We start from the raw sequence: 12,042 nt of genomic DNA, 5'->3' as shown, positions 1-12,042 counted from the left end.
CACGCCCCGTAGGTCGGGGTTCACCCCAACTCGCCCCCCCCCCCATGCAACCGTCCACCCCCCTGCCCCTCACCGCCCGCGAGGCCCGCGTCATCCGCGCGCTGGCCGATCACCGCCGCCTGAGCGCCGCTGCCGAGGCGCTGGCGCTCAGCCAGTCCTCATTGTCGCGCGCGCTGGGTGAGGCCGAGGCGCGGCTGGGTGTGACGCTGTTCCAGCGCGGCTGGACCGGCAGTGAACCGACCGCCCCCGGCGACGTGGTGGTTGCGCAATGTCAGCGCCTGCTCGCCGATATTGAAACGGTCGAGCGCGTCGATCTGGGCGCGCGTCACGCCCGGCTGGCGGGAATGGTGCAATGGCGGCACCTGAGCGCGCTGGCGGCGGTGGTGACGACGGGCAGTGCCTCGGCTGCGGCGCAGGCGCTGGGGGTCCGGCAGCCCGCGATCAGCCAGACGCTGCGCGATCTGGGCGCGCTGGTGCCCGCGCCGCTGTTTCGCCGCCACGGCAGCGGCCTGACGCCCGAGCCTGCCGCCTTCACCCTCGCCGCGCTCTGGGACCGGGTGCAGGACGAGCTGCGCGCCCTGCCCGCCCTGCTGGCGCAGGCGGCGCAGGGGCTGACCGGGCGCGTCGCGGTGGGGCTGATGCCGTTCAGCGGACAGGCGCAGGTGATGGCGGCCTTTGGCGACCTGACACGAGACGCCCCGAACCTGCGGCTGGTGGGCGTTCCGGGCAACTACACCGCGCTGTGCGACGCGCTCAAACGGCGTGAAATCGACGTGATCGTCGGCCTGCTGCGCTCGCCCGCGCCCTACCCGGGTTTTGTCGAGGAGCCGCTCTATCAAGAGCGTTTCACGCTGGTTGCCCGGCGCGATCATCCGGTGCATGCCGGTCCGGTCAGCATCGACACGCTCGCCGCCCAGCGTTGGGTCGTGGCCCCGCACGGCACGCCGGTGCGGCGCTATTTCGAGACGGCCTTTCGGCGGCTGGGTGCAGTGCCCCCGGCGCAAAGCTATGAAATCTGGTCCTTTGCCGATGCCGAGCAGATGATCGCCGACAGTGACTCGATTGCGCTGCTCAGCTATTCCGACGCCACGCTCGACGTGCTGCGCCCGGATCTCAAGGCCGTGGCGTTCGACCTGCCCGACGCGGGCGTTGCCGTCGGGCTGACACGGCTGGGTGACACGCCACAGTCTCCGGCGGTTGCAGCATTCGCGCAGGCGCTGGCGGCGCGGTTCACCACAGCGACAGCTGCACGCCCTGCGTCGCTGCCTCGTCATCCTCGCCGCTGAGCGTCGACAGCGTCACCCCCAGCAGCCGTATCCCCTTGGCCACCGGGAACACCGGATCGAGCAGCGCAAAACTCAGCGCCTCCATCTCGGCGGCCGAGGCCAGCGGAACCGACAGCGTGCGGCTGCGGGTGATCTGCTGGAAATCGGCGTACTTAACCTTAACGACCACCGTGCGCGCCTTCAGCCCCTTGTCGTCGGTGTGCCGCCAGACGCGGGCGACCAGCTTGGCAAGTTCCTCGCGCGCCAGCGCAGGCTCGAAGATGTCCTCCAGAAACGTATCCTCAGCCCCCACCGATTTGCGTTCCCGGTGCGGCTGCACCGCGCGTTCGTCGATGCCGCGCGAAATGCGGTAATACCAGCCGCCGGACTTGCCAAAATTCTGGCGCAGAAACTCCAGCGATTGCGCGCGCAGATCGGCCCCTGTGGTGATCCCCAGCCGCGCCATCTTGGCCGCCGTGGCCGGGCCGACGCCGTGGAACTTGGCGACCGGCAGCGCGGCGACGAATTCGGCCCCGCGGCGCGGCGTGATCACCGCCTGCCCGTTGGGTTTGTTCAGATCCGACGCCATCTTGGCCAGAAACTTGCAATACGAGATCCCGGCCGAGGCATTCAGCCCGGTCACCTCCTTGATCCGCGCGCGCACCACCTGCGCCAGTTCGGTGGCCGAGGCGATGCCCTGCTTGTTCTCGGTCACGTCGAGATAGGCCTCGTCCAGCGACAGGGGTTCGATAAGGTCGGTATGTTCAGCAAAGATCTCGCGGATCTGGCCCGAGACCTCGCGGTACACATCAAAGCGGGGCCGGGCGAAGATCAGCTCGGGGCATTTGCGCCGCGCGGTGACCGAGGGCATGGCCGAGCGCACCCCGAACACCCGCGCCTCATAGCTCGCCGCCGCAACCACACCGCGCGGACCAGCGCCGCCGACCACAACGGGCTTGCCGCGCAGCTCGGGGTTATCGCGCTGCTCGACCGACGCATAGAAGGCATCCATGTCAACATGGATGATCTTGCGGCGCGGTGCCTCGGATTGTGTCGGGTCGCTGTCGGTCGTCACGGGCCTTGCCCCTGCCTCACGGATTGGTGGCCAGAATAGCGGGTGCGGGCGCGGCAGGGAAGAACGAAAGGGGAATATTTACCTCTTTCCGGTCAAGCTGCGGTATGGCACCTTAGAGGGATGAGCATCCCTGCCCCACCCGACGCCGTCGCTGCGGCCTTTGAGCGCCTGTCGGACGCGTTGCACGCGCGCCTGCAATCGGTGCGCGCCCTGATTTTCGCGGTCGCGGACGAGGCAGCGGTCGGACCACTGACCGAAACGCTGAAATGGGGTGAGCCCGCGTATCTGCCGCCCGGCCGCGCAGGCACGACGATCCGGCTGGGGGTCAGCAAGACCGCCCCCGATCAGGTCGCGCTGTTCGTGCATTGTCAGACGACATTGATCGACGGCTTTCGCGACCATTTCGGCGACACCTTCGCCTATGAAGGCAAGCGCGCGCTGATCCTGCACCCCGGCCCGATCCCCGAGGCCGCGCTGGCGCAGTGTATCCGCGCCGCGCTGACCTATCACCGGCGCGGTTAAGGCAAGGGGGCCGCGCTTAGAGCAACGGGCGCTTGGCCTCGCGGTTCTCATCCACCAGCCCGGTTGAGCGGAGCTTGTCGAAATCATGCACCTCAAGCACGCCCTTGGACCAGGTGGCGATCTTTTGTTGGCGCAGTTCGGCCAGCGTCTTGTTGGTGTGGACCAGCGACAGACCCAGCGCATCCGCCATGTCTTGCTGTCGGAACGGCAGTGGCACTGACTTGCGCGTCCCCAGCCCGACAGCGCGCAGCCGCATGAAAAGGCGTGTCAACGCCCAGGAAACGCGCTGTAACCCGTCGCGCTGGCCCAGCGTCGCAATCGTCTCACCCAGAAAATGCTCCTCGACCGCGCTGATCCAGGTCAGGTCAAAGGCGCGCGAGGGATGGGAGCGAAACACGTCCCACAACGCCTCGCGACGGAAGACACACAATGTCATATCTGAAGCCGCTTCGACGCTGTGCTGCATCTCACCCATGACGCCCGCCTGAAGCCCGAGAAAGTCGCCGGGCATGGCGAAATTGATCACTTGACGACTGCCGTCCTCAAGCAATTTATACCGGATTGCCATACCTTTCAGAATGGTGAAAAGCTGTCCGCTATTCGAGCCTTCCATCAAGATTGTTGTGCCTTTGGTGACCGTCAGCTCGCCACTTTTGAAGTGAGCCATGAAGTCGAGCTCGTCATCACTGAAGGGAGTAAAGAGGTCGCACTGGCGTAAAGGGCACGCTGCACAATCGGTCATGTCCATCCGCAGATCTTCCTCTGTATGTCGCAGTTTAATGCACGACCCGGTGAAAAGTTCCATTGTCCCGCCTTCAACTGTGAAAGAGAGACATGACCACTTCCCCCTCGCGACGCCCCCGGACCCTTTGTCTGCTGGTTTTGACTGACTGGATGATGATGGAAGACGTGGCCGAGGGGTTGGCCGAAATCGCCCCGAACACAGATATCCAGCGCGCCACGTCCCCGGACGCGGCTCTTGAGTTGTTGGCGACCTTGCCGAGAGTGGATTACGCCATCATCGACGCGCCGGGCGAATCCACGGGTGGGCAACGGCTGTGTGCGCAGCTGGTCGAACAGGGCACCAGTCTTGCCCTGGTTGCGCATGACGGCGTGAGCGTGTCCCGCGCGCATTTCCCGGTGCTGGATCGGCCTTTTGGGTATTCGGAGCTGCAAAGCTTTCTGATCGAAATGCTCAAGAAGCGCCAACCGGTTAGACCACCCCAGCACGACTGCGCCTTGCAACGGCCCAGCGAACCGCCTGAATCCTGACACCCGCTTGAGGCCGCTCAGTCGCGCTCGATCAGGCCAAGACCGCGCAGATAGATGCCGATCCCGGCTTCGAGCAATTCCTCGGGCGTGAACGGGGCGCGGCCGCCGGGTTTTCCGCGGGTGTAAAGCTCGACAATGCCATGGCTCATCGCGGTGATATGCGCCGCGAACATTGCCGATGGCGGGCGTCGATCGGCCGGAATGCGCGCCGAGAGCGCGTCGGCAGCGCGGGTCAGCACCTTGTTGGCGCGCTCGGAGGCGCGCGACAATTCCGGCGTCTGTCCGGGTGATACACCTGATTCGAACATCGCTACATAGTGGCCGGGATATTTGCGCGCGAAGGCCAGATAGGCCCGGCCCACCGCCTCGAAGGACGCAAGCGGCGAGGGTTTTCCGCCGTTATAGGCGAAATCCAGTACATCCGCGAACAGCTCGAACCCCTGCGTCGCGATCTCGGCAATGAGATCATCGCGGCCCGAGAAATGCCGGTAGGGCGCTGCCGCCGAAACCTCGGCGCGCTTGGCCGCTTCGGCCATGGTGAAGCCGGTCGGTCCCTTCTCGGTGATCAGGTCCAGCGCTGCCTCAACCAAGGCCTGCCGCAGATTGCCGTGATGATAGCCGCGTTTGCTCATGATGCTCTGTTCGGACGGATCAGCGCGCAGTATCGCAGATCGCGCCCCGCTGGCAACTCAGGCCCCGCGCGCCGACAATGCACCCTTGCAATAGCGTCAGCGCTTGAATATGTGATCCGCGAGAGATCGGCGCGGGCAGGCGTTTCGCCAACCCGGTCAGGTCCGGAAGGAAGCAGCCGCAACGAATCCCGCTTGGGTCGTGTCCGGTCTCTCACCCTGCGCCTTAGCGCTTGCCTTTTCCGCCCTTGCCCGCCGGTTTGCCACCGCTGCCCATCGAGCGCGCCGCTTCAGCGGCCGACCGCAGTTCTTCGGCGATTTCATCGGCTTCATCGGGATCGAAATCGAGCGGCAGATCGATACCACCACCTTCGACATAGATGCGCACCATGCCCAGCGTGGTCGGGCCGATTTGCAGATTGGCGGCGAGATCGCTCTCTTTGTTAATGCTCATGACAGCCTCGTGTTTTGCGTTTGGTGTGCGTACCCCGCCGGTCTGCGCAGCGCAAGCGCCGGGCACTTGACGCAGCCCGTGCCCACCTTGACACTCTCACGATGGAAATATCCCTGCACCCTGTCGCGGCAAGTGATGCCGCTTGGCTGATCGAGCGGCATGATACGCTCTATGCGCAGGATGAAGGCTTTGATGGCAGCTTCGCCGCGCTGGTCACGCAGATCGTCACCGAGTTTCTTGCAACCCGAATCGACGGGCGCGAACAGGGCTGGATCGCGTGGCGCGACGGGCGGCGGCTGGGGTCGATTTTTGTGGTGCAGCGTGACGCACAGGTGGCCAAGTTGCGGCTGTTCCTGCTGGAGCCCGAGGCGCGCGGCACAGGGCTTGCCCAGCGGATGCTGGAACACGCTCTCAGCTTCGCGCGTGCAGCGGGTTATACGGAAATCGTGCTGTGGACGCATGAAAGCCACCGCGCCGCCGGGCGGCTCTACGCGCGCAATGGATTCGCTTTGGTCGAATCGGAAGCCCAGCAGTCGTTCGGCCAAGATGTCGTTGCACAGACATGGCATCGAAATCTCTGACCGATTGCCCCCTTGCAATTGGTTCAGAGCAGGGCTAAACGCCCACCGTGTGCCGCCTTAGCTCAGTTGGTTAGAGCGCTAGATTGTGGATCTAGAGGTCTCCCGTTCAAGCCGGGAAGGCGGTACCACCTCCCCCCTTTTGTGATCAGGCGTATCGGTGCTGCGTCTTGCCAAGGCGCAGGGTGATCCCCACGATACGCACAGCGCGGGAGACGAACATGGCAGGCCCAGAACGCAAACACGATGACGCGGCGCGGGCGGCCTGGCTGGCCTATATCGGCGGCTGCAAGCAGGATGAGATCGCGCAAATCCTTGGAATTTCGCGCCAATCCGCGCAACGACTCGTCTCGCAAGCGCTGGCAGCCGGGCTGGTGAAGGTCCGCATCGACCACCCCATCGCCCGCTGCATGGAACTGGCCCGCGCCTTGCAGGACCGCTTCGGGCTGGAAATCTGCGAGGTCGTGCCCTCGCTCGATTCGGTGCAGAACTCGGGTCAGGCTGTGGCACAGGCGACCGGCGATCTGCTGGAGCGGTGGCTGGTGCGTGAAGAGCCGCTGGTTGTCGGGCTGGGCACCGGGCGCACCCTGCGCGCGGCGGTCGAGCATCTGCCGCATCTCGACTGCGCCCAGCACAAGATCGTCTCGCTGACCGGGAACATTTCCCCTGATGGCTCGACCGCGTATTACAACGTGCTGTTTACCATCGCCGACAAGATCAGCGCGCGGACCTTTCCCGTGCCGCTGCCGGTGATCACTGCCTCGGCCGAGGAACGCACGGCGCTGTTGGGCCAGAAGACCCTGATCGGCACCCGCGCGCTGTCAGCGCGGACGAATGTGCGGTTTCTGGGTGTCGGCACGATGCATGAGCGCGCGCCGCTGGTCATTGACGGGTTCATCACGCTGGCCGATCAGCAGCGGCTGCGTGACAAGGGCGCCGTGGGCGAGATCATCGGCTATGTTTTTGACGCCGAGGGGCAGTTGCTGGACGATGAGATCAACAGCCGGGTCAGCTCGGCCCTGTTGTCCCCTGCCCCTCCGGGGCCGACGATTGCCGCCGCCCACGGACCCGACAAAGTCCCCGCGATTCGAGCGGCACTGTTAGGTAAACTGGTGAACGGGCTGGTCACCGACGAAAACACGGCGATTGCGCTAACAGCGTAAACACCCGCTGACCCCTCATTTTTTCTGAACAGTCTCAGTGCCTTGCTGCGTCCCAACCGGGCGCGGCCAAGAATTCTGTTGACCTGTGACAAATTGTCGTGAGAAATTGCCCATGAGCTTAGCATTTGCTCACCTTGGGAGGATACCATGACAAAGACCCTGCGCGCCCTGATGGGTGCGACGGCGCTGACGGCTGCGGGTTTCGGCCTTGCAGCACAGGCCGAAACGATCACCATCGCAACCGTGAACAACGGCGACATGATCCGCATGCAGCGTCTGGCCAGCCATTTCACCGAGATGCACCCCGACGTCACCGTCGAGTGGGTCACGCTTGAAGAGAACGTGCTGCGTCAGAACGTGACGACCGACATCGCCACCGGCGGCGGTCAGTATGACGTCATCACCATCGGCACCTATGAAGTCCCGATCTGGGGCGAGCTGGGCTGGCTGCAATCGCTCAATGATCTGGGCGACGATTACAATATCGACGACCTGCTGCCCGCTGTGCGCGGCGGTCTGACGGTGGACGGCAATCTCTATGCCTCGCCCTTCTACGGCGAAAGCTCGATGGTGATGTACCGCACCGACCTGATGGAAGCGGCCGGGCTGGAAATGCCCGAGGCCCCGACCTGGGACTTCATCCGTGACGCGGCAGCGGCGATGACCGACCGCGACAACGAGATCTACGGCATCTGCCTGCGCGGCAAGGCAGGCTGGGGCGAGAACATGGCGTTCCTGACCGCCATGGGCAACTCGTTCGGCGCGCGTTGGTTCGACATGGACTGGCGTCCGCAGTTCGATACCGAAGCCTGGTCGAACACGCTGAACTTCTACATCGACATGATGACCCAGTCGGGCCCTCCGGGTGCGTCGAACAACGGCTTCAACGAGAACCTCGCGCTGTTCCAGACCGGCCATTGCGGCATGTGGATCGACGCGACGGTTGCCGCCTCCTTCGTGACCAACCCGACCGACAGCCAGGTGGCCGACAGCGTCGGGTTCGCGCTGGCACCGGACAATGGTCTGGGCAAGCGCGGCAACTGGCTCTGGGCCTGGTCGCTGGCGATCCCGTCCTCGTCTGATGCGCCTGAGGCTGCGCGCCAGTTCATCGCTTGGGCAACCGGCCCGGATTATGCCGCGCTGGTCGCCAGTGAAGAGGGCTGGGCCAACGTCCCGCCGGGCACCCGCACCTCGCTTTACGAGAACCAGGAGTACCTCGACGCGGCGCCGTTCGCAGCGATGACCCTGCGCTCGATGGAAGCAGCGGATCCCACCAACCCGACCGTGGACCCGGTGCCCTATACCGGCGTGCAGTTCGTCGCGATCCCCGAGTTCGCAGGCCTTGCAACCGAGGTCGGTCAGTTCTTCTCGGCAGCGCTTGCCGGGCAGACCACGGCGGCCGCAGCGCTTGAGCAAGCGCAAGAGTTGGCCACCGAAGAGATGGAGGCCGCGGGGTACTGATCCCCACGGCACCCATAGGGCGAGGCGCGCCCAACCCGCGCTTCGCCCTGCTTTTCCCTCCTCCTTGATGACATCGCGCGCGGCCTTCGGGCCGCGTGCCCCCTCTCCCCCCTTTTTTCCTGACGAGGGTCCGACATGGCCACCCAGCATTCTCGTTCCGCTGCCCGCGTGATGATGGCACCGGCGGTGTTCCTGCTCCTCGTCTGGATGCTGGTGCCGCTGATCCTGACGCTCTGGTTCTCGACCCTCGACTACCGCCCGATGCGCGGCACGTTCGATTGCTGCGAGGGCTTGGGCAACTACACCCGTTTCGTCACCTCGTCGGCCTTCCTGTCCAGCGTTGTCACCACGTTGCAACTGGTCGGCGGTGTGCTCTTGATCACCGTGATCGGGGGCATCCTGCTGGCCAATCTGCTGGATCAGCCGATCTGGGGTCAGGGCGTTGTGCGCATTCTGGTCATAGCCCCCTTCTTCGTGATGCCCACGGTGTCGGCGCTGGTCTGGAAGAACATGTTCATGAACCCGGTGAACGGGCTTTTCGCGCATCTGTTCAAGGCTTTGGGGCTGCAACCGATTGACTGGCTCAGCCAGGCGCCGCTGTTTTCCATCATCCTGATCGTGTCCTGGCAGTGGCTGCCCTTCGCCACGCTGATCCTGCTGACCGCGATCCAGTCGCTCGACAGCGAGCAGATGGAAGCCGCCGAGATGGACGGTGCCGGGCCGATCTCGCGCTTTTACCACATGACGCTGCCGCATCTGGCCCGCTCGATCACCGTAGTCGTGCTGATCCAGACGATTTTCCTGCTGTCGATCTTCGCCGAGATCTACGTCACCACCGGCGGAGCCTTTGGCACCAGAACGCTGACCTACCTCGTCTATCAGCGCGTGATTGAAAGCCAGAACGTCGGCCTCGGCTCGGCCGGTGGCATCATCGCCGTGATCCTCGCCAATATCGTCGCCCTCGTGCTGATGCGCGTCGTCGGCAAGAACCTCGACGCGTAAGGAGACCGCCATGGCCCGCGCCGTCACCACCCGCCGCAAGATCGCCTATACCGCTTTGGCCTGGATCATTGGCCTGACGATCTTTTTCCCGATCCTCTGGACCATCCTGACCAGCTTCAAGACCGAAGCCGCCGCCATCGCCGACCCGCCCGTGTTCTTCAACTTTGACTGGACGCTGGAGAATTACGCGGTCGTGCAGGAGCGCTCCGACTACATGCGATACCTGTGGAATTCGGTCGCGCTGGCGGTTGGCTCTACCGTCTTTGGCATCATCATCGCCGTGCCCGCCGCGTGGTCGATGGCCTTTGTGCCCGCCAAACGGACCAAGGACATCCTGATGTGGATGCTGTCGACCAAGATGCTGCCTGCGGTAGGCGTGCTGTACCCGATCCGGCTGATCCTGATCGAGACCGGGCTTCTGGACAGCAAGGCGGCACTCATCTTCATCCTGATGATGATCAACCTGCCGATCATCATCTGGATGCTCTACACCTATTTCCGCGAAATCCCGGGCGAGATTCTGGAAGCCGCGCGGATGGACGGTGCCGGGCTCAAGGCCGAGATCCTCTACGTGCTCACGCCCATGGCGATCCCCGGCATCGCGTCGACGGTCCTTTTGAACATCATTCTGGCCTGGAACGAGGCCTTCTGGACCCTCACCCTGACCACCATCGACGCCGCCCCCCTGACCGCCTTCATCGCCAGCTATTCCAGCCCTGAGGGTCTGTTTTACGCCAAGCTCAGCGCCGCCTCGACCATGGCGATCGCGCCGATCCTGATCATGGGCTGGTTCAGCCAGAAACAACTCGTGCGCGGCCTCACCTTCGGCGCCGTCAAGTAAGGAAGAACGACATGGGACGCATCACGCTGGACAAGGTTCGCAAGGCTTTCGGCGATGTCGAGGTCATTCCCCCGCTGGATCTGCGGATCGAGGATGGAGAGTTCGTGGTTTTCGTCGGCCCCTCGGGCTGCGGGAAATCCACCCTGCTGCGGCTGATCGCCGGGCTTGAGGATGTCACCGACGGCGAAATCCGCATCGACGGCACCGACGCGACGCGGCTGTCGCCGTCCAAGCGCGGGCTGGCGATGGTGTTTCAAAGCTATGCGCTCTACCCGCATATGTCGGTGCGCAAGAACATCGCCTTTCCGCTGAAAATGGCAGGCCTGTCGCAGGACCAGATCGACGCCAAGGTCGACGGCGCGGCCAAGGTGCTCAACCTTGACAGCTATCTGGACCGTCGCCCCGGCCAGCTGTCCGGCGGTCAGCGCCAGCGGGTGGCCATTGGCCGCGCGATTGTGCGCGAGCCCTCGGCGTTTCTGTTCGACGAGCCGCTCTCCAACCTCGATGCCGCGCTGCGCGTCGGCATGCGGCTGGAAATCAGCGAGCTGCACAAGCGGCTGGCGACGACGATGATCTACGTGACCCACGATCAGGTCGAGGCGATGACGATGGCCGACAAGATCGTCGTCCTCAACGCCGGTCGCATCGAGCAGGTCGGCAGCCCGCTGGACCTGTACCGCGCTCCGCGCAACGTCTTCGTCGCGGGCTTCATCGGCTCGCCCAAGATGAACCTGATCACCGGTCCTGAAGCCGCCAAGCACAATGCCCAGACCATCGGCATCCGGCCCGAGCATCTGGCCGTCACCGACGGCTCGGGCACCTGGACCGGCAAGGTGGGGGTATCGGAACACCTCGGCTCGGACACGTTCTTTCATGTCACGGTCGAGGGCTTCGAGACCCCGCTGACCGTGCGCGCCGGGGGTGAGGTCTCGTTGCACTATGGCGACACGATCCACCTGACGCCCGATCCCGCGCAGCTGCACCGCTTTGACGCACAGGGGCTGCGGATCGCATGACACGGCTGAGTGGAAAGACCGCGCTGATCACCGGCGCAGCCCGGGGCATCGGGCTGGCCTTCGCGCGCGCCTATGTCGCCGAGGGCGCGCAGGTGATGATCGCCGACATCGATCTGCCCCGCGCGCAGGCCGCCGCCGACGGGATCGGCGCGCAGGCGGTGCATCTGGACGTGACGCGGCAAGACAGCATCGACACGGCGGTGGCCGATACGGTGGCGCGGCTGGGGCGCATCGACATCCTGATCAACAACGCCGCCCTCTTCACCGCCGCCCCCATCGTCGAGATCACACGGGCCGACTATGACCGCCTGTTCTCGGTCAATGTGGCGGGGACGCTGTTCACCTTGCAAGCCGTGGCCAAGCACATGATCGCGCGCGGTGGCGGCGGCAAGATCATCAATATGGCCAGTCAGGCCGGTCGGCGTGGTGAGGGTCTGGTCGCCGTCTATTGCGCCACCAAGGCCGCCACCATCAGCCTGACGCAAAGCGCCGGTCTGGATCTGATCAAGCACGGCATCAACGTCAACGCCATCGCGCCGGGTGTGGTGGATGGCGAGCATTGGGACGGGGTGGATGCGTTCTTCGCCAAGCACGAAGGCAAGGCGCCGGGCCAGAAAAAGGCCGAAGTCGGCGCCGCTGTCCCCGTTGGCCGCATGGGCCGTGCCGAGGATCTGACCGGCATGGCCGTCTTTCTGGCCTCGCCCGAGGCCGACTACATCGTCGCCCAGACGTATAACGTCGACGGCGGGAACTGGATGAGCTGA

At 64.6% G+C, this 12,042-nt stretch carries 14 protein-coding genes, 1 tRNA gene and 1 other RNA gene; 12 read left to right on the top strand and 4 right to left on the bottom strand.

Annotation, left to right across the window (positions count from 1 at the left end; all coding sequences use genetic code 11):
* Window positions 1-1,286: LysR family transcriptional regulator (locus tag EAE28_RS21320; protein WP_220443975.1), on the top strand; the 1,286-nt coding region annotated here is incomplete at its 5' end.
* On the opposite strand, the gene dinB is transcribed toward EAE28_RS21320, so the two are convergent.
* A complete protein-coding gene (dinB, locus tag EAE28_RS21315; protein WP_246022519.1) occupies window positions 1,231-2,340 on the bottom strand; it encodes a DNA polymerase IV in 1,110 nt (369 codons plus the stop codon). The genes EAE28_RS21320 and dinB overlap by 56 nt on opposite strands.
* 120 nt (window positions 2,341-2,460) lie before the next feature.
* Here dinB and EAE28_RS21310 point away from each other — a divergent pair, with 120 nt between their 5' ends.
* Complete coding sequence (locus EAE28_RS21310) at window positions 2,461-2,862, top strand: DUF1801 domain-containing protein (protein WP_127110079.1); 402 nt, start codon at window positions 2,461-2,463, stop codon at window positions 2,860-2,862.
* A 16-nt stretch (window positions 2,863-2,878) separates the two neighbouring features.
* Here the strand turns inward: EAE28_RS21310 and EAE28_RS21305 are convergent, their stop codons facing one another.
* Window positions 2,879-3,610: a Crp/Fnr family transcriptional regulator gene (locus tag EAE28_RS21305; protein WP_127110077.1), complete on the bottom strand. Its 732-nt coding sequence runs from the start codon at window positions 3,608-3,610 to the stop codon at window positions 2,879-2,881.
* Window positions 3,611-3,696: 86 nt separating this feature from the next.
* Between EAE28_RS21305 and EAE28_RS21300 the strand changes: the two genes are divergently transcribed.
* Window positions 3,697-4,134, top strand: a complete 438-nt coding sequence (locus EAE28_RS21300) for a hypothetical protein (protein WP_127110075.1) — start codon at window positions 3,697-3,699, stop codon at window positions 4,132-4,134.
* Between the two features lie 17 nt (window positions 4,135-4,151).
* On the opposite strand, the gene EAE28_RS21295 is transcribed toward EAE28_RS21300, so the two are convergent.
* Window positions 4,152-4,766, bottom strand: coding sequence for a TetR/AcrR family transcriptional regulator (locus EAE28_RS21295; RefSeq protein WP_127110073.1), 615 nt, complete (start codon window positions 4,764-4,766; stop codon window positions 4,152-4,154).
* A gap of 119 nt (window positions 4,767-4,885) precedes the next feature.
* On the opposite strand from EAE28_RS21295, the gene ffs reads away from it, so the two are divergent.
* Window positions 4,886-4,983, top strand: an RNA gene (ffs, locus tag EAE28_RS21290) — signal recognition particle sRNA small type.
* Window positions 4,984-4,989: 6 nt separating this feature from the next.
* On the opposite strand, the gene EAE28_RS21285 is transcribed toward ffs, so the two are convergent.
* A complete protein-coding gene (locus tag EAE28_RS21285; RefSeq protein ID WP_127110071.1) occupies window positions 4,990-5,217 on the bottom strand; it encodes a DUF6324 family protein in 228 nt (75 codons plus the stop codon).
* A 101-nt stretch (window positions 5,218-5,318) separates the two neighbouring features.
* Here EAE28_RS21285 and EAE28_RS21280 point away from each other — a divergent pair, with 101 nt between their 5' ends.
* The 8 genes from EAE28_RS21280 (at window position 5,319) to EAE28_RS21245 (ending at window position 12,042) form a co-directional block, all read left to right on the top strand.
* On the top strand, window positions 5,319-5,798 hold the full coding sequence (locus EAE28_RS21280) for a GNAT family N-acetyltransferase (protein WP_127110069.1): 480 nt from the start codon (window positions 5,319-5,321) through the stop codon (window positions 5,796-5,798).
* Window positions 5,799-5,849: 51 nt separating this feature from the next.
* A tRNA-His gene (locus EAE28_RS21275) sits at window positions 5,850-5,926 on the top strand.
* Window positions 5,927-6,016: 90 nt separating this feature from the next.
* On the top strand, window positions 6,017-6,958 hold the full coding sequence (locus EAE28_RS21270) for a sugar-binding transcriptional regulator (RefSeq protein WP_127110067.1): 942 nt from the start codon (window positions 6,017-6,019) through the stop codon (window positions 6,956-6,958).
* A gap of 147 nt (window positions 6,959-7,105) precedes the next feature.
* Complete coding sequence (locus EAE28_RS21265; RefSeq protein ID WP_127110065.1) at window positions 7,106-8,419, top strand: ABC transporter substrate-binding protein; 1,314 nt, start codon at window positions 7,106-7,108, stop codon at window positions 8,417-8,419.
* A 135-nt stretch (window positions 8,420-8,554) separates the two neighbouring features.
* Entirely contained in the window at window positions 8,555-9,421 is an 867-nt protein-coding gene (locus tag EAE28_RS21260; RefSeq protein ID WP_127110063.1) for a carbohydrate ABC transporter permease, read from the top strand.
* A gap of 10 nt (window positions 9,422-9,431) precedes the next feature.
* Window positions 9,432-10,262: a carbohydrate ABC transporter permease gene (locus EAE28_RS21255; RefSeq protein ID WP_127110061.1), complete on the top strand. Its 831-nt coding sequence runs from the start codon at window positions 9,432-9,434 to the stop codon at window positions 10,260-10,262.
* An 11-nt stretch (window positions 10,263-10,273) separates the two neighbouring features.
* A complete protein-coding gene (locus tag EAE28_RS21250) occupies window positions 10,274-11,278 on the top strand; it encodes an ABC transporter ATP-binding protein (protein ID WP_127110059.1) in 1,005 nt (334 codons plus the stop codon).
* Window positions 11,275-12,042: an L-iditol 2-dehydrogenase gene (locus tag EAE28_RS21245; RefSeq protein WP_127110057.1), complete on the top strand. Its 768-nt coding sequence runs from the start codon at window positions 11,275-11,277 to the stop codon at window positions 12,040-12,042. The genes EAE28_RS21250 and EAE28_RS21245 overlap by 4 nt, the downstream gene beginning before the upstream one ends.

The sequence above is a fragment of the Pararhodobacter zhoushanensis genome, assembly GCF_003990445.1.
GTDB lineage: Bacteria > Pseudomonadota > Alphaproteobacteria > Rhodobacterales > Rhodobacteraceae > Pararhodobacter > Pararhodobacter zhoushanensis.
Note: the sequence above shows the minus strand (reverse complement) of the source record. Positions and strands in the feature narration are given on the sequence as shown.